The sequence below is a fragment of the Sphingobium sp. genome (assembly GCF_032153725.1).
In the GTDB taxonomy this organism is placed as follows: Bacteria; Pseudomonadota; Alphaproteobacteria; order Sphingomonadales; family Sphingomonadaceae; genus Sphingobium.
Map to the genome: position 1 here is coordinate 19,578 of NZ_JALDYQ010000054.1, position 17,704 is coordinate 37,281.

At 61.9% G+C, this 17,704-nt stretch carries 15 protein-coding genes and 1 tRNA gene; 11 read left to right on the top strand and 5 right to left on the bottom strand.

Annotated features, from left to right (window positions below; all coding sequences use genetic code 11):
- Positions 1–30: 30 nt before the first annotated feature.
- From RUH75_RS16530 to alr, 7 genes are all read left to right on the top strand, one after another.
- Positions 31–1,563 carry an acyl-CoA carboxylase subunit beta gene (locus RUH75_RS16530; protein ID WP_313808012.1) on the top strand — a complete coding sequence of 511 codons (1,533 nt, stop codon included), beginning with the start codon at positions 31–33 and terminating at the stop codon, positions 1,561–1,563.
- A 13-nt stretch (positions 1,564–1,576) separates the two neighbouring features.
- On the top strand, positions 1,577–2,014 hold the full coding sequence (gene mce, locus RUH75_RS16535; protein WP_313808013.1) for a methylmalonyl-CoA epimerase: 438 nt from the start codon (positions 1,577–1,579) through the stop codon (positions 2,012–2,014).
- Between the two features lie 107 nt (positions 2,015–2,121).
- Positions 2,122–4,275 (top strand): methylmalonyl-CoA mutase, encoded by a 2,154-nt coding sequence (scpA, locus tag RUH75_RS16540; RefSeq protein WP_313808014.1) that lies wholly within the window; start codon positions 2,122–2,124, stop codon positions 4,273–4,275.
- Positions 4,275–5,273: a biotin synthase BioB gene (bioB, locus tag RUH75_RS16545; RefSeq protein WP_313808016.1), complete on the top strand. Its 999-nt coding sequence runs from the start codon at positions 4,275–4,277 to the stop codon at positions 5,271–5,273. Before scpA ends, bioB begins: the two co-directional genes overlap by 1 nt.
- 162 nt (positions 5,274–5,435) lie before the next feature.
- Positions 5,436–7,421: an acetyl/propionyl/methylcrotonyl-CoA carboxylase subunit alpha gene (locus tag RUH75_RS16550; protein ID WP_313808018.1), complete on the top strand. Its 1,986-nt coding sequence runs from the start codon at positions 5,436–5,438 to the stop codon at positions 7,419–7,421.
- 127 nt (positions 7,422–7,548) lie between these two features.
- Complete coding sequence (locus RUH75_RS16555; RefSeq protein ID WP_313808020.1) at positions 7,549–9,141, top strand: MFS transporter; 1,593 nt, start codon at positions 7,549–7,551, stop codon at positions 9,139–9,141.
- Between the two features lie 40 nt (positions 9,142–9,181).
- Positions 9,182–10,228 carry an alanine racemase gene (alr, locus tag RUH75_RS16560; RefSeq protein WP_313808036.1) on the top strand — a complete coding sequence of 349 codons (1,047 nt, stop codon included), beginning with the start codon at positions 9,182–9,184 and terminating at the stop codon, positions 10,226–10,228.
- Positions 10,229–10,422: 194 nt separating this feature from the next.
- On the opposite strand, the gene RUH75_RS16565 is transcribed toward alr, so the two are convergent.
- Positions 10,423–11,595 carry an acetyl-CoA C-acetyltransferase gene (locus tag RUH75_RS16565; RefSeq protein ID WP_313808022.1) on the bottom strand — a complete coding sequence of 391 codons (1,173 nt, stop codon included), beginning with the start codon at positions 11,593–11,595 and terminating at the stop codon, positions 10,423–10,425.
- A 51-nt stretch (positions 11,596–11,646) separates the two neighbouring features.
- Entirely contained in the window at positions 11,647–12,735 is a 1,089-nt protein-coding gene (locus RUH75_RS16570; RefSeq protein WP_313808024.1) for an alpha/beta hydrolase, read from the bottom strand.
- On the opposite strand from RUH75_RS16570, the gene phaR reads away from it, so the two are divergent.
- Complete coding sequence (gene phaR / locus RUH75_RS16575) at positions 12,734–13,318, top strand: polyhydroxyalkanoate synthesis repressor PhaR (RefSeq protein WP_313808038.1); 585 nt, start codon at positions 12,734–12,736, stop codon at positions 13,316–13,318. The two genes, RUH75_RS16570 and phaR, sit on opposite strands and share 2 nt — an antisense overlap.
- A gap of 90 nt (positions 13,319–13,408) precedes the next feature.
- Entirely contained in the window at positions 13,409–14,935 is a 1,527-nt protein-coding gene (proS, locus tag RUH75_RS16580) for a proline--tRNA ligase (protein ID WP_313808026.1), read from the top strand.
- 34 nt (positions 14,936–14,969) lie between these two features.
- On the opposite strand, the gene hslU is transcribed toward proS, so the two are convergent.
- Together hslU and hslV are read right to left on the bottom strand one after the other, a co-directional pair.
- Entirely contained in the window at positions 14,970–16,271 is a 1,302-nt protein-coding gene (gene hslU, locus RUH75_RS16585) for an ATP-dependent protease ATPase subunit HslU (RefSeq protein ID WP_313808028.1), read from the bottom strand.
- 141 nt (positions 16,272–16,412) lie between these two features.
- Positions 16,413–16,955 (bottom strand): ATP-dependent protease subunit HslV, encoded by a 543-nt coding sequence (hslV, locus tag RUH75_RS16590; protein ID WP_409592384.1) that lies wholly within the window; start codon positions 16,953–16,955, stop codon positions 16,413–16,415.
- A gap of 196 nt (positions 16,956–17,151) precedes the next feature.
- Here hslV and RUH75_RS16595 point away from each other — a divergent pair, with 196 nt between their 5' ends.
- Entirely contained in the window at positions 17,152–17,340 is a 189-nt protein-coding gene (locus RUH75_RS16595) for a hypothetical protein (protein WP_313808040.1), read from the top strand.
- An 18-nt stretch (positions 17,341–17,358) separates the two neighbouring features.
- On the opposite strand, the gene RUH75_RS16600 is transcribed toward RUH75_RS16595, so the two are convergent.
- Positions 17,359–17,487 (bottom strand): entericidin A/B family lipoprotein, encoded by a 129-nt coding sequence (locus RUH75_RS16600; RefSeq protein WP_066557794.1) that lies wholly within the window; start codon positions 17,485–17,487, stop codon positions 17,359–17,361.
- A gap of 133 nt (positions 17,488–17,620) precedes the next feature.
- On the opposite strand from RUH75_RS16600, the gene RUH75_RS16605 reads away from it, so the two are divergent.
- Positions 17,621–17,695: transfer RNA gene (locus RUH75_RS16605), tRNA-Val, on the top strand.
- Positions 17,696–17,704: the final 9 nt, after the last annotated feature.

A 17,704-nucleotide genomic window follows, 5' to 3' on the forward strand; every position in this document is an offset into this window, starting at 1 on the left:
CGTCCGCGACAAGCCGGAGAGAAGCCTGATATGTCGAAGCTCGCCATCATCGAACAGCTGGAAGCCAAGCGTGAAGCCGCGCGTCTGGGCGGCGGCCAGCGCCGCATCGACGCTCAACACGCCAAGGGCAAGCTGACCGCGCGGGAGCGGCTGGAAGTGCTTCTGGACGAGGATAGCTTTGAAGAGCTGGACATGTATGTCGAGCATAATTGCATCGATTTCGGCATGGACGAGCAGCATATCCCGGGCGACGGCGTCGTCACCGGATCGGGCACGATCAACGGCCGTCTGGTTTACGTCTTTTCGCAAGACTTCACCGTCTATGGCGGCGCAGTGTCGGAACGGCACGCGATGAAGATTTGCAAGATCATGGACATGGCGCTGAAGGTCGGCGCGCCGGTGATTGGCCTCAATGACTCAGGCGGTGCGCGTATTCAGGAGGGCGTGGCCTCGCTCGCCGGTTATGCCGAGATATTCCAGCGCAACGTGCTTGCGTCGGGCGTGGTGCCGCAGATCAGCGTGATCATGGGCCCCTGCGCAGGCGGCGCGGTTTACTCTCCGGCGATGACCGACTTCATCTTCATGGTGAAGGATTCAAGCTTCATGTTCGTGACCGGGCCGGACGTGGTCAAGACCGTCACGAACGAGGTCGTGACGCAGGAAGAACTGGGCGGTGCGGTGACGCACACGACCAAGTCGGGCGTGGCTGACGTGGCGTTCGAAAATGATATCGAGGCGCTGCTGGCGGTGCGCGATTTCGTCGACTTCCTGCCAGCCTCAAACAAGGAGCCGGTGCCGGAGCGGCCCAGCGCTGACCCATGGGATCGGATCGAGGGCAGCCTCGACACGCTGATCCCGGCCAATGCGAACCAGCCCTATGATATGCATGAACTGATCCGCAAGGTGGTGGACGAGGGCGATTTCTTTGAGGTGCAGCCGGCCCATGCGGGCAATATCCTTTGCGGTTTCGGGCGGATCGAAGGCAAGACGGTCGGCATCATCGCGAACCAGCCGATGGTGCTGGCGGGTGTGCTCGACATCAACTCGTCGAAGAAGGCGGGGCGCTTTGTCCGCTTTTGCGATGCGTTCGAAATTCCGATCGTGACCTTTGTCGACGTGCCGGGCTTCCTGCCGGGCACCGCGCAGGAGCATTCGGGCATCATCAAGCACGGCGCCAAGCTGCTGTTCGCCTATGCCGAGGCGACCGTGCCGAAGATCACCGTTATCACGCGCAAGGCCTATGGCGGCGCCTATGACGTCATGTCCTCCAAGCATCTGCGCGGCGACTTGAATTATGCCTGGCCAACTGCGGAAATCGCGGTGATGGGCGCCAAGGGCGCGGTCGAGATCATCTTCCGCGGCAAGACGCCCGAGGAGATTGCGGAAAAGACCAAGGAATATGAAGACCGCTTCGCGAATCCGTTCGTAGCAGCGGGCAAGGGCTTCATCGACGAGGTGATCCAGCCGCACTCGACGCGGAAGAGAATTGCTCTTGGCCTGCGCAAGCTGCGCAACAAGAGCCTCGAAAATCCGTGGAAGAAGCACGACAATATTCCGCTCTGAGGAGAGGTAGGTCATGAAACTCGGACGGTTGAACCATATCGGCGTGGCGACGCCTTCGTTGGAAGCCTCGCTCGCTTATTATCGCGACGTCATGGGCGCGACGCTGACGCATGAGCCTTTCGACCTGCCCGCGCAGGGGGTGAAGGTGTGCTTTGTCGATACGCCGGGTGAAAATGGCGCGGCGGGAACGCAAATCGAGCTGATCGAGCCTTTGGGTGAAAACTCGCCCATTCACGGCTTCATCGCCAAGAACCCGGCGGGCGGCCAGCATCATATGTGCTATGAAGTGCCCGACATTCACGCGGCCAAGGCCTGGTTCGAAGGGCTGGGCAAGAAGGTGCTCGGTGAGCCGCGCATTGGGGCGCATGGCACGCTGATCTTCTTCGTCCACCCCAAGGACATGAACGGGGTGCTGACCGAAATCATGGAAACGCCGAAAGAGGCGCACTGAGTTTCGTCATGCCGGACTTGATCCGGCATCCCGCTTCTTTCGGGCGGGTCAGAGGGAAGCTGGACTCCCGGATCAAGTCCGGGGTGACGATTTGGGTAGGGACTGGGATGACCGAGAAGCCGACGCTGGATCAGTGGGCCACCGCCGCCGCCAAGGAGGTGAAGGGGAAGGATCTGAACTGGGATACCCCCGAAGGTATCACGGTGAAACCGCTCTACACGGCAGAGGACGTGACCGTCGATCCCGGCCTCCCCGGCTTCGCGCCGTTCACGCGCGGCGTGAGGGCGTCCATGTATGCAGGACGGCCATGGACCATTCGGCAATATGCGGGCTTCTCGACTGCCGAGGAATCCAACGCCTTCTATCGCCGCAATCTCGCTGCCGGTCAGAAAGGGCTTTCCGTCGCTTTCGACCTTGCCACCCATCGCGGCTATGACAGCGACCATCCCCGCGTCGTCGGTGACGTCGGCAAGGCGGGCGTGGCGATCGACACGATCGAAGACATGAAGATCCTGTTCGACGGCATTCCGCTCGACAAAATGTCTGTGTCGATGACCATGAACGGCGCGGTGATCCCGATCCTCGCCTTCTTCATCGTCGCGGGCGAGGAGCAGGGGGTCGAGCGCAAGCTGCTCGACGGGACCATCCAGAACGACATCCTCAAGGAGTTCATGGTCCGCAATACCTATATCTACCCGCCAGAGCCTTCGATGCGGATCATCTCCGACATTTTCGGCTATACCTCGCGGGAGATGCCCAAGTTCAACAGCATCTCCATCTCCGGCTATCATATGCAGGAAGCCGGCGCGACGCAGGTGCAGGAACTGGCCTTCACCATCGCGGACGGCGCGGAATATGTGCGCTACGGCGTGGCGAGCGGCCTCGATATCGACAAGTTCGCGGGGCGGCTGAGCTTCTTCTTCGCCATCGGCATGAACTTCTTCATGGAGATCGCCAAGTTGCGCGCTGCCCGCGTGCTGTGGCATCGCGTCATGACGAAGCTGGGCGCCCAGGACGAGCGCTCCAAGATGCTGCGCACCCATTGCCAGACCTCGGGCGTGTCGCTGACCGAGCAGGACCCCTATAACAATGTCATGCGTACCACCATCGAGGCGATGGCGGCGATGCTGGGCGGCACTCAGTCGCTGCACACCAACGCGCTGGACGAGGCGATCGCGTTGCCGACCGATTTCTCGGCTCGCATTGCGCGCAACACGCAGATCGTCATCCAGGAAGAGACGGGCATGTGCAATGTCGTCGATCCGCTGGGTGGCAGCTATTATATCGAGGCGCTGACCCAGCAGTTGGTCGATGCGGCGCAGGAGATCATCGACCGCGTCGAGGCCGAGGGCGGCATGGCGAAGGCTGTGGGTGCAGGCTGGCCCAAGGCGATGATCGAAACCGCTGCCGCCGCCCGTCAGGCGCGCGTCGATCGGGGCGAGGACGTCATCGTCGGCGTCAACAAATATCGCCTCGCCAACGAAGACCTGCTGGAGACGTTGGAGGTCGACAACACCAAGGTCCGCGAGGCGCAGATCGCGCGGATCAACCGGGTCAAGGCCGAGCGTGACGAGGCTGCTTGTCAGGCTGCGCTGGAATCGCTGCGTGCAGCCGCCGCCGGTCCGCAGTCGATCGAGAACAACCTTCTCGCCCATGCGGTCGAAGCGGCGCGCGCCCGCGCCACGCTGGGCGAAATCTCCTCCGCCATGGAGGATAGCTTCAACCGTTACGGCACGGTGCCGACGCCGGTGAAGGGCGTCTATGCCGAGCCTTATGCGCAGGACAGCCGCTGGAAACAGGTTCTTGACGGGGTGCAGGCCGTCGAGCGGCGCCTCGGTCGCAAGCCGAAAATCCTTATCGCCAAGATGGGGCAGGACGGCCATGACCGGGGCGCCAACGTGATCGCGTCCGCTTTCGGGGACATGGGCTTCGAGATCGTGTCGGGTCCGCTGTTCCAGACGCCGGAGGAAACGGTGGTGCTGGCGCTCGACAGTGGCGTCGATGTGGTCGGGGCTTCGTCGCTGGCGGCAGGCCACAAGACGCTTATCCCCGAACTCATCAGGCAGCTTCGGGAAAAGGGCCGCAACGACATCAAGGTCATCGCTGGCGGGGTTATTCCGCCGCAGGATTATGACTATCTCCGTGACGCGGGCGTTCAGGGGATTTATGGACCGGGCTCCAACGTCGTGGAATGCGCCGCCGATGTGCTGCGCCTCCTCGGCCACAACATGCCCCCGGCGGGGCTAGAGGAAGCCGCATAATGACCATGACCGCCCGCACTGATTGGACCCGCGACGAGATCGCTGCGCTGTTCGACCTGCCCTTCAACGATCTGATGTTTGAGGCGCAGTCGATCCATCGTGCGAACCATCCGCGCAATGAAGTGCAGCTTTCGACCCTGCTGTCGATCAAGACCGGCGGCTGCCCGGAGGATTGCGGTTATTGCAGCCAGTCGACCGAGGCGGAAAGCGGCCTCAAAGCCACCAAGCTGATGGACGTGCAGGCCGTGCTTCAGGCGGCGGCGCAGGCGAAGGATCATGGTTCGGGCCGTTTCTGCATGGGCGCGGCGTGGCGCAATCCCAAGGAACGGGACATGCCCAAGCTCATCGAAATGGTGAAGGGCGTGCGCCAGATGGGCATGGAAACCTGCATGACGCTGGGCATGCTGTCGTCCGATCAGGCGAAGCAGTTGGCCGATGCGGGCCTCGATTATTACAACCATAATATCGACACCTCGCCGGAAAATTACGCCAATGTCATCACCACCCGGACCTTCGAGGACCGGATCGAGACGCTGGAGAATGTTCGTGACGCGGGCATCAATGTCTGCTGCGGCGGGATCGTCGGCATGGGCGAGACGCGGAGCGATCGCATCGGTTTCCTCCATGCGCTGGCGACCATGCCGCATCCCGAAAGCGTGCCGATCAACGCGCTGGTGCCGGTGGCCGGGACCGTGCTGGGCGATATGCTGAAGGACACGCCGCTCGCCAAGATCGACGAGGTGGAGTTCGTGCGGACCGTCGCCGTGGCGCGAATCGTCATGCCGCAATCGATGGTGCGCCTCTCGGCGGGGCGCGAGAGCATGAGCGAAGCCTGTCAGGCGCTCTGCTTCATGGCGGGGGCGAACAGCATCTTCACTGGCGACAAGCTGCTCACCGCGGCCAATGCTGGGGACGACAAGGATAGCGCGCTGCTTGGGAAGCTCGGGCTGACGCCAATGATGACGCAGCCGCACGGGCATCTGGAGGCCGCCGAGTGACCGACACACTCGCCAACTCGTCACCCCGGACCTGATCCGGGGCCCCGCTTTTTCAGACGGGCAGCGTCATGCCGGATCAAGTCCGGCATGACGGAGGAAGGCGATTTTCAATCAGCTCGGCCGAATGGTCGAGAAGGCATAGGACTGGGGCAAGGATAGATAATGGCAATCACCAAGATCCTGATCGCGAACCGTGGCGAAATCGCCTGCCGCGTCATCCGCACGGCGCGGAAGATGGGCATCAAGACCGTCGCGGTCTATTCGGATGCGGACGCGCGCAGCCCCCATGTGCTGATGGCGGATGAGGCGGTGCATCTCGGCCCGCCGCCTGCTGCCCAGTCCTATCTGCTGGCCGACAAGATCATCGAGGCGTGCAAGGCGACAGGTGCCGATGCAGTGCATCCGGGCTATGGCTTTCTGTCCGAGCGCGAGAGCTTCCGCAAGGCGCTGGACGAAGCGGGGATCATTTTCGTCGGTCCGCCCGCCAACGCCATCGCTGCCATGGGCGACAAGATCGAGTCCAAGAAGTTGGCCAAGGCAGCGGGCGTCAACGTCGTCCCCGGCTATGTTGGCGTGATCGAGGACACCGAACATGCCGTCCGCATCTCCAACGAGATCGGCTATCCGGTGATGATGAAGGCTTCGGCCGGCGGTGGTGGCAAGGGCATGCGCCTTGCCTATAGCGAGCAGGATGTCCGCGAGGGCTTTGAGGCGACCAAGCGCGAAGGCCTCAACAGCTTCGGCGATGACCGCGTGTTCATCGAGAAATTCATCGAAAGCCCGCGCCATATCGAAATCCAGATATTGGGCGATCAGCACGGCAACATCGCCTATCTGAACGAGCGCGAATGCTCGATCCAGCGCCGCCACCAAAAGGTGGTCGAGGAGGCGCCGTCGCCCTTCGTATCCCCTGAAATGCGCAAGAAGATGGGCGAGCAGTGCGTCGCTCTGGCGCGCGCGGTCGGTTATTTCAGCGCGGGTACGGTCGAACTGATCGTGTCGGGCGCGGACAAGACCGGCGATGGTTTCTACTTCCTGGAGATGAACACCCGCCTGCAGGTGGAGCATCCGGTGACAGAGGAGATCACTGGCCTTGACCTTGTCGAGCAGATGATCCGCGTCGCCAATGGCGAGGAACTGAGTTTCCGCCAAGAGGATGTGAAGATCAACGGCTGGTCGATTGAGAACCGCGTCTATGCCGAAGATCCTTATCGTGGTTTTCTGCCCTCGACAGGGCGTCTGATCCGCTACAATCCGCCCGAAACCGGCGACGGCGTGCGCGTCGATGACGGCGTGGTCGAGGGCGGCGAGGTCAGCATGTTCTATGACCCGATGATCGCCAAGCTGATCACCTGGGCGCCGACCCGTCTGGAAGCCATCGACAAGCAGATCGCAGCACTCGATCAGTTTGAGATCGAAGGGCCGGGCCACAATGTCGATTTCGTCTCCGCATTGATGCAGCATGAGCGTTTCCGTTCGGGCAACATCACCACTGGCTTCATTGCCGAGGAATATCCGGAGGGCTTCACTGGCGCCCCGGCTTCGGAAACGCTGCGCCAGAGGCTGTCGGCCATTGGCGCCTTTGCCGCCATGGCGCAGGCGGATCGGGCTCGCCGCATTGACGGGCAGTTGGGCAAACGCCTCGCCCCTCCGACCGATTGGCAAGTCAAGATTGGCGATGCGGTACATGACGTCTCGATCAACGGCGATGATGTGACGGTGGATGGCGAAGCGATTGAGCTGGCGCTTGAATATACGCCCGGCGACCGGCTGATCGACGCCGAGTTCGGCGAGGAACAACTGGCGGTAAAGATCACGCCGGTGCGCTCGGGCTTCATCCTGACGGCCCATGGCGCGAGTCACAGGTTGCGCATCCTGCCCTCCCATGCCGCGGTCCATGCCAGGCATATGATCGAAAAGATCCCGCCGGATCTGTCGCGTTATCTGATCTGCCCGATGCCGGGCCTGCTGGTGGCGTTGAATGTCAAGGAAGGCGACAAGGTCGAGATCGGCCAGCCGCTCGCAGTGATCGAGGCGATGAAGATGGAAAATATCCTGCGCGCGCAGAAGGCAGGCATGGTGAAGAGCGTGTCGGCGGCGCAGGGCGAGAGCCTGCCGGTCGACGCGATCATTCTGGAACTGGAATAATCCGTATAACCGGGTTTCGGTTGAGTCGGGGGGAGGGGAAAGCGGGAAACCACCCTATCCGTCCTTCTTGCCCCCGTTTGGCTCTTCATTAAAAGATCAGCCGGGGCAACCGGACAGGCAGGGGTGGATGAGCGAGGGAGCAGTCGATCGGAACTATGTAATGAATGCGAAGCGGGACCGGCTGGTCATCACCGCTTCGGCGCTCGGCACGGTATTCGAATGGTATGATTTCTACATTTACGGCGTTCTTGCACCGATCATCGGCCGGACTTTTTTTCCGACCGACAATCCGACCGTCGAACTGCTCTATTCCCTTGCCGGCTTTGCCATCGGCTTTGGCTTCAGGCCGCTTGGCGCCGCCCTGTTCGGTTATCTCGGCGACAGGCTGGGCCGCAAATATACCTTTCTGGCCACTATCGTCCTGATGGGCGGCGCGACGGCGGGGGTTGGCCTGACGCCGTCCGCTGCAAGCATCGGCGCGGCGGCGCCCGTCATCCTGATCCTGCTCCGGATTGCTCAGGGACTGGCGTTGGGCGGCGAATATGGCGGCGCGGCGATCTATGTCGCGGAACATGCGCCTCCGGGCCGGCGAGGATTTTTCACCAGCTTCATCCAGGCGGGGGTGATCGGTGGCTTCATTCTCTCGCTGATCGTGGTCGTCGGCACGCAATGGATTGTCGGCAAGGCGGTGTGGAACGATTGGGGTTGGCGTCTGCCCTTCATCTTTTCGTTGGCGCTGCTGGCGATTTCGCTCTGGATGCGACTGATGCTGCGCGAAAGTCCGGTTTTTGCCGCCATGAAGGCAGCGGGCGAACAATCCCGAAACCCGTTGAAGGAAGCCTTCACCTATCCGGGCAACAAAGGGCGAATGCTGGTGGCAATGATCGGCATAGCCGCCGGCTTTACCGTCATCGCCTATACCGTCATGTTCCAGGCGCTCTATTTCCTGCAAAGCGGCTTGCATGTGGCGCCGGCCATGGCGCAATTGCTCGTCGGGGGGAGCGCCTTTGCCGGGATCGCCGCTTTCATATTCTTTGGCTGGCTGTCCGACCGGATCGGCCGGAAAAAGCCCATCGTGATCGGTTATGTGTTGGTGCTGCTGCTGCTCATGCCACTTTATCAGTTCATGGGAGGCGTGGCGAATCCCGCGCTCCATCGGGCTGCGGCGCGCGCGCCGGTGGTGGTGAGCGGCCCGGATTGCAGCTTCGATCCATTGGCCAAGGTTCAGCCTACCGTTTGCGGCAAGCTGCTGGATCATTTTTCCAAACGCGGCATTGCCTATGAAAAGCGGCAAGCAATCGTATCTTCGGTCAGTATCGGTCGCGAGAGGATCACGGACCTGAGCACAAAGGGGTTGGACGCCGCGCTGCATGCAGGCGGATATGATTCGACCCCCGTGACTCCCGACTGGCCTCGCGCCTTGCTGCTGTTCCTGGCGCTGCTGTTGCTCTGGACCTTGTCGGGAGCCACCTATGGCCCGGTGGCGGCGCTGTTGTCGGAATATTTCCCGGCGCGGATACGCTATAGCTCACTGTCGATCCCCTATCATATCGGAACCGGCTATTTTGGCGGATTTCTGCCGCTGGTCAGCCAATATATCGTCGCGCGAACAGGCGATCCCTATGCAGGGCTTTGGTACACGATCGCCGTCGTGGCGGTCGCTTTGGTGACCTGCATCCTCGCCCTGCCGGAAACGCGCGGAGCAAAGCTGGATGCCTGATGCCTCGACGGTGGCGTCGCAGGGCGCTATCCGCGATGCGATGACTGATTTTTCCGCACCGCTGCGCCTGCGTCTGGATAAGGATGCGCTGCTCGCCAACTGGCGCTGGTTGAACGCGCGAAGCGGCGCGGCCGCCTGTGGCGCTGCGATCAAGGCCGATGGCTATGGCCTAGGCAGTGCAGAGGTGATGCGCCTGTTGATCAGAGCGGGTTGCCGGGATTTCTTTGTGTCCAACTGGGCCGAGGTCACGCCGTTGGAGTCGCTGATCAACGATGGCATATCGCTTTCGGTCCTGCACGGCGCGCGAGATGAGGACATGGCGGTAGCATTGGCCTCAAGGGCTCGGCCCGTGCTGTGCACCGAAGGGCAGGTCGCGCGCTGGAAAGCGGCGAGAGGAGGGGCGTGCGACGTCATGATCGACACCGGCATGAACCGGCTGGGGCTTGATTGGCGGGGCGATGTTCCGGCTCAGGTGGAGGGGCTGGAGTTGGCCACGCTGCTCAGCCATCTGGCTTCCGCCGACGAGGATACGCCGCTCAGCAAGAGCCAATTGGAGCGTTTCACGGCATTGCGTGGCGAAGTGAAGGCGCGGCGCTATAGCCTGTCGAACAGCGCGGGCATCTGTTTGGGGCCAGCCTATGCCTTTGACATGACGCGGCCCGGCATCGCGCTTTATGGTGGCATTCCGCGCAAGGAAGCGGTGGGACATATCCGGCAGGTCGTGTTTCCCGAAGCCCAGATTCTACAGCGCCGCCGCGTTCCGGCAGGCGATACCATCGGATATAACGCGACTCATCTCGCAACGACGGACATGGAGATTGCGGTGCTGAACCTTGGCTATGCCGACGGTTATCTGCGTGGATTTTCCGGGCGCGGTTCCATGGCGGTCGAAGGCGCGCATCTGCCGGTTGTTGGACGGGTTTCAATGGACCTGACCGCCGTCAACGTTTCGCAGCTGCCCGATGTGGCAGAAGGGGACTGGCTGACCGTCGACTATGATTTGGTGGAGGCGGCAGCGGTTTCGGGTCTGTCGCAATATGAGTTGCTGACGGGCCTCGGCGCGCGCTTCGATCGCATCTGGCAATAACTGGGTGCCGGTAATCGTCGTGGAAACCACCCGGCAATGGCGCTTTGCAACGGGCGCCGATCCGCAACGGCGTCGATTGAACCGGCGGTGGATCGACGCCAATGATGGCCTTTGCCGGGAATGCAGGACCGGCTGACATGGAAAGGCCGCCGACCCGCTATGGGACCGGCGGCCATTCTTCATTTATCGAACGCTCAACGCTCCAGGCACATGGCAACGCCCATGCCGCCGCCGATGCACAAAGTGGCAAGGCCCTTCTTCGCGTCGCGCTTCTGCATTTCATAAATCAGCGTGGTGAGGACGCGTGCGCCCGAAGCGCCGATCGGATGGCCTATGGCGATGGCGCCGCCATTCACATTGACCTTTTCCGGGTCCCAACCCAGTTCCTGGCCGACAGCCAGCGCCTGTGCGGCAAAGGCTTCATTGGCTTCGATCACGTCCAGATCAGACAGCGACCAGCCCGCCTTGGCGAGCGCGGCGCGGCTTGCCGGAGCCGGGCCGATGCCCATGATCGCCGGATCGACGCCGCAGGTTGCAAAGCCGGCAATGCGCGCCAGAACCGGCGCGTTACGCTTTGCCGCTTCCTCCGCGCTCATCAAGACGAGAGCAGCGGCGCCGTCATTGATGCCGCTGGCGTTACCTGCCGTGACAGTGCCGTCCTTCTTGAAGGCAGGACGCAGGCTCTGCATTGCCTCCAGCGTGGCGCCCGCACGAATATATTCATCGGCATCGACGATGGTGTCGCCCTTGCGACCCTTGATCGTCACGGGAACGATCTCGTCCCTGAAGCGGCCGGCTGCGCGCGCAGCTTCGGCCTTGTTCTGGCTGGCGACGGCGAACTGATCCTGCGCTTCGCGGCTGATCTGGTATTTTTCGGCCAGATTTTCGGCGGTGACGCCCATATGATAATTGTTGAAGGCGTCTGTCAGGCCATCATGCGTCATCGTGTCGACGAAGGAGATCGGCCCCATTTTCGCGCCGCCGCGCAGATATTGCGCATGCGGCGCCAGCGACATGCTTTCCTGCCCGCCGGCGACCATGATCCGTGCGTCGCCCGCCCTGATCGCCTGCGCCGCCAGAGCAACGGCGCGCAGGCCCGAACCGCAAAGCTGGTTGAGGCCAATGGCGGTCCGTTCGACCGGGATGCCCGCGTTCACGGCAGCCTGACGGGCAGGGTTCTGGCCCTGCGCAGCGGTGAGAACCTGGCCGAGGATCACTTCATCCACTTCTTCAGGCGCGACGCCGGCCTGCGCGAGAGCGGCGACAATAGCGGTCCGGCCCAGTTCATGCGCGGGGGTCGAACCGAAAGCGCCCATGAAGCTGCCGACGGCAGTACGCTTGGCGGCGGTGATGACGATGTCTGACAAAGCCTTTATCCTCGATTCCGGGGGTGATCGTTTTCGCGGTCGCACATATCATCATCCGCCATGGCTGGAAAGCCATCGGGACAAGGGTTCCCACAGCAATGCGCGCGCGCCGCTGCCTACGATCATGCCGACATGGCCCAGGTTCAGCGTCCTGCTCTCCGCCATTTCCGGCGATGCGGCGGCGGGAACGATCCGGTCAGTGGCGGAACGGATTGAAAGCGTGGGACAAGTCAGGCGGTGGGGATCGATCACCTGCCCACCGATATGCCAATCCCCCCTTCCGCTCGCATTTGCGGCATAGAATTGCTCGAAAAGATCACGCCCCGCAGCATAGCTGAGCGGCGGGCCGGCATTGGCCCAGTCTTCCACGGCGAGAAAGGCATGTTCGTCATCGGAACCGGCCGCCATGTCGGCAAAGGCCGCATATTTGCGAATCGTCCGGCTTGGGTCCATCGCCCAGAAACCGGATTGCATCACCTCCATCGGTACATAGCCCAGACGTTGGCACATGGGTTTCGAACTGCGCCAGAGCGCGCCGATCTCTTCCCGGTCGGTGGGAGGGAAGCCATCGAAATTCCACGGCGCCGCAATGGTCGCAAGCGCCTTTGCCGGTTGCAATGCCGCAGCGCCGATCGCCAGATTTCCGCCTAGGCAATATCCCACCAATATAGGTGGCCGGGGCAGGGCTGCCAGCATTGGCAACAGCCGTTCGGTCACGTGCCGGTCCAGTCCCAGCGCGCTATCGTCCCCCGCGGGCGCGCCCCAGTCGACCAGATACGCATCATGTCCTGCTGCACCCATGTGGCGCAGCATGGAACGGGTGGCAGACAGGTCGAGCACTTGCGGCGGATTGATCAGCGAGGGGATGAAGACGACCGGGTTTCGGCCCTTTTCCGTCCCATAGCGAAGCAGTCTGGCGCTGCCTGCCGAGGCTGCGACCGGCGGCATGCAGGACGGTGGAGGGCGGCTAGCCTCTTGATATCTACGCAAACCTTGAAAGGCGCGCTTTCGCAGTTCGGGATCATCCTCCGTTTCGTGCCATAAAATATTGAGAAAAAGGGGTAATGGCCGCGGCCCATGTTGCGGCGCGGCATTCCCCTGTGCTAATGCGGAAAGTGCAGGTGTGGGAGAGGTGTCCATGGCCAAATCTAAGACCGCGAACGAATCCGAACCGGTCATTATCAAGAAGTACGCTAACAGGCGGCTCTATAACACAGAAACGTCCAGCTACATCACGCTGGATCTTTTATCGCAGATGACGCGCGAGGGGCGCGAGTTCGTCGTCGTGGATGCGAAGACGGGGGAAGACATCACCCATAATGTCCTGACCCAGATCATCATGGAGGAGGAGCAGCGCGGCAAGAATATGCTGCCCGTCAACTTCCTGCGCCAACTGATCGCCATGTATGGTGATTCCATGCAGTCCATGGTGCCGCAATATCTCGAAGCATCAATGGATGCCTTTCGCAAGAACCAGCAGCAGTTCCAGGAAGCGATGAAAGGTGCTTTCGGAGGAGGCCCGCTCGCCGAGATCGCGAAGCGCAACATGCAGATGTTCGAGGCCGCAGCGAGCGCATTCGGCACGGGGATGCCGGGAGTGCCGGGCATGCCGACGCCCGCGTCTGCGCCCGCGCCAGTTGCCGACGAAAGCAAGGATGACGAGATTGCCCAGCTCAAGGCACAACTGGCCGCGCTCAATGCCAAGATCGACAAGCTGAGTTGAGCCGCGCCCAAATTCAACACTAAGGGGGAGTCGACAGGAACGGCGCGCTTGGCTTATGGCGCGCCATCCACTCGAAACAAGGTCGATCCCGTGAAGCATGCCCTTTCCGTTACCCGCGAACAGGATTTCGCCGCCTGGTATCAGGCCGTCATTTCCGAAGCTGACATGGCCGAGGAAAGCGGCGTGCGCGGCTGCATGGTCATTCGGCCCTGGGGCTATGGCATCTGGGAACGGATGCAGAAGCTGCTGGATGATCGCATCAAGGCGACCGGCCACGAAAACTGTTATTTCCCGCTGTTCATCCCGCTTTCCTATTTCGAGAAGGAAGCCGAGCATGTCGACGGCTTCGCCAAGGAAATGGCGGTCGTCACCCATCATCGGCTGATCCAGAAGGACGGCAGGCTGGTGCCCGATCCCGAGGCCAAGCTGGAAGAGCCGCTGGTGGTTCGTCCGACGTCGGAAACCGTGATTGGCGCGGCCTTCTCCCGCTGGGTGCAGAGCTGGCGCGATCTGCCGGTGCTGATCAACCAATGGGCCAATGTTGTCCGCTGGGAAATGCGCACCCGCATGTTCCTGCGCACGGCGGAGTTCCTCTGGCAGGAAGGGCACACCGCGCACGCCACCGTCGATGAGGCGATGGAAGAGACGCTCAAGATGCTGGAAGTCTATCGCAGTTTTGCCGAGGAATGCGTGGCGTTGCCGGTGATTGCGGGCGAGAAGCCGGAAAATGAGCGCTTCCCGGGCGCGGTCGCGACCTATTCCATTGAGGCGATGATGCAGGATGGGAAGGCGTTGCAGGCAGGCACCTCGCACTTCCTCGGTACGACTTTTTCTCAGGCGCAGAACATCAAGTTCCAGAATGCGGAAGGGCAGCAGGAACTGGCGCAGACGACCAGTTGGGGGGTGTCGACGCGCATGATCGGCGGCCTGATCATGGTGCACGGCGATGATGACGGGCTGCGCGTGCCGCCGCGGGTTGCGCCCTATCAGGTGGTTGTGGTGCCCATGTTGCGCGATACGGACGAGGATGCGGCCATCCTCGACTATTGCGGCGATCTGGTGGCGGAACTGAACAAACAGGATGTGTTCCGTGAGCCGGTGCGTGCGCTGTTGGATCGTCGCCCGGCCAAGGCCGCGAACAAGCGCTGGGGATGGGTGAAGAAGGGCGCACCGATCGTGATCGAGGTGGGCGGGCGCGATGTGGCGGGCGGTAATGTCTCCGTCATTCGCCGTGACCGGCTCTATCGCGAGGATGGCAAGCTCGACAGCCGGATCGCCGCGAAGGACGATTTTCTGGGCGCGGCGACCGGGATGCTGGAGGAAATCCAGCAGGCGTTGTTCGCAGATGCGCAGGCGCGGTTGCTGGGCAATATCGACAAGTCGGTCACGTCGCTCGATGGGCTGAAGGCCTATTTCGGCGCGAGCAAGAAGCCGGGTTGGGCGCTGGTGCAATGGGCTAGGCCGACCGGTGCGGCACTCGACAAGGTGATCGAGTGGCTGAAGGGCGAGAAGCTGACCCTGCGCAACATACCGTCAGATGCGGAGGCGACTGACGGCCTGTGCATCTTCACCGGCGACGAGGCGGTGGAGCGGGTCTTGGTTGGGCGCTCTTACTGATCATTCTCCCCTCCCGCGAGCGGGAGGGGAGTAGTTACAGCACATATTTGCTGAGGTCCGTGTTGCGCGCCACGACGGCAAGCTGCTTCTCCACATAGGCCGCATCCACCACCAGCGTCTCGCCCTGGCGATCTTCCGCGTCGAAGCTCACATCCTCCAGCAGCTTTTCCATCACCGTCTGGAGGCGACGGGCGCCGATATTCTCGATCTCGCCATTCACCTCGGCCGCGATCTTCGCCACTGCGCGAATCCCGTCCGGCGTCAGGTCGATGGTGACACCCTCCGTGGCAAGCAGGGCGCGATATTGGGCAACAAGGCTGGCCTTGGTGTCGGAGAGGATCGATACGAAATCATCCTCGGTCAGCGCTTTCAACTCGACGCGGATCGGCAGGCGGCCCTGTAGCTCCGGCAACAGGTCACTGGGCTTTGCGACATGAAAGGCGCCAGAGGCGATGAACAGGATGTGATCGGTCTTTAGCGGACCGTATTTGGTCGAAACCGTCGTGCCTTCGATCAACGGCAGCAGATCACGCTGCACGCCCTCGCGGCTGACGGAGCCGCCGCGCACGTCGCTCACAGCGATCTTGTCAATCTCGTCAATGAAGACGATGCCATTCTGCTCGGCGCTGGAGATAGCGACGCGGGCGACGTCGTCCTGATCAAGCCGCTTGTCCTGTTCTTCCTCGACCAGCTTGTCCCAGGCATCTGCGACGCGCAGCTTGCGACGCTTTTTCTGTTGCTGACCGAAGGCCTTGGACATCATATCGGAGAGGTTGATCATCCCGATCTGGCCGCCCATGCCGGGAATCTCCATCGGCATGGAGGGGCTGTCGGCGACTTCCACCTCGACTTCGACATCGTTCATCTGGCTGCCTTCGATCCGCTGGCGGAAGGAAAGACGGGTGGCCTCGCTCGCTTCCTTGCCGGTGAGGGCGTCGAGCAAGCGGGCCATGGCGGCTTCGGAGGCAGCTTCGCGCACGGCTTCGCGGCGGCGGTCCCGTTCCAGGCGGACGGCTTCCTCGACCAGATCGCGGACGATCTGCTCCACGTCACGGCCGACATAGCCGACTTCCGTGAATTTGGTGGCTTCCACCTTGACGAAGGGTGCGTCGGCCAGCTTCGCGAGACGGCGGCTGATCTCGGTCTTGCCGCAGCCGGTTGGGCCGATCATCAGGATGTTCTTGGGCGTCACCTCGTCCCGCAGGTCGGCGGAGAGGCGCTGACGGCGCCAGCGGTTACGCAGCGCCACGGCAACGGCGCGCTTGGCGTCGGCCTGACCGATGATATGCGCATCGAGCGCGGAAACAATGGCTTTGGGGGTGAGGTTATCGTTCATCTTCTTCTCACTCCCCTCCCGCAGGCGGGAGGGGCCGGGGGTGGGCACGCCGCTTGAGCGACGCTCTTTAAGGTTGGGGGAGAAGCTCGCTTTGCTCGCGGCCCCACCCCAACCCCTTCCGCGAGCGGGAGGGGTTTGGAATCAGGTAGCGCTTTCCAGCTCTTCGACGACGAGCTGGTCGTTGGTGTAGACGCAAATATCGGCGGCCACGGCCATCGCCTTGCGGGCAAGGGTTTCGGCATCTTCTTCATATTCCACCAGCGCGCGGGCGGCGGCGAGGGCGAAATTGCCCCCCGAGCCGATCGCCGCGACGCCGCCAAGCGGCTCCAGCACGTCGCCATTGCCGGTCAGGATCAGCGTCACTTCCCTGTCCGCGACGATCATCATCGCTTCCAGGTTGCGGAGATATTTGTCCGTCCGCCAGTCCTTGGCAAGTTCCACCGCGGCGCGCATCAACTGGCCGTTATGGCGCTCCAGCTTCGCCTCAAGCCGCTCGAACAGGGTGAAGGCGTCGGCCGTCGCCCCGGCGAAGCCGCCGATGACCGAACCGTCGTGGAGGCGGCGGACCTTACGGGCATTGGGCTTCATCACCGTCTGGCCCATGGAAACCTGGCCGTCACCGGCAACGATCACCTTACCGTTCTTGCGTACCGACATGATGGTGGTGCCGTGCCAGACAGGCATGGCATTGGGGCGTTGGTCGTTCATGGCCCGGCATATGGGAGCGATGATGACGGCGCGCAAGCGTCTCGAGCGGAAGCGTCGGATCGTGTCATTTTCTGGACAGATTTATTTCAATTCGTTCAGGAACCAATCTGACTCGATTGACATTGTGCAACGCAGCAACAATCATTCAGGCATGTTGCAGAGAGGTAAAATCATGACCCTCAAGGCCAGAGCACAGGAAAAGGTCGAGCGTGCGGGAATATCCAACTATTCCTTCGATCGGGATGTGCTGGTGATGTGCGGCGTGCGTTATACGATTGCCGCCTGCGATTGTGGTGAGCCCGATTGCGATGGCGTGAGGCTGGAGAAAGATGCGGCCGTTGGCAGCCGCATCCTCCAGTGATCCGACGATATTTGCCGATCAGTTGATGGCTTTTTCTCCGGCGCGGCCAACGGATTCGATGTCCCGGCCCGCGCCCTTCACGGTGTTGCAGGCGGCCAACGAGGAAAGAAGCAGCCCTGCAAGAACGAGGGCGACGGTTTGACGCATGGGATATGCACTCCTTTTGATAGCGTATCGATTATAACGCCGATGCGGCGAATAAGTCCATTTTTGGAAATAGCAGCCGCAGGCGCTTGACAGGCAGCGCGACGGATGCCAATGGCCGCCTCCTCCTTACAGGGGGCGCGTAGCTCAGCGGTAGAGCACACCCTTCACACGGGTGGGGTCACAGGTTCAATCCCTGTCGCGCCCACCATGATCCGAC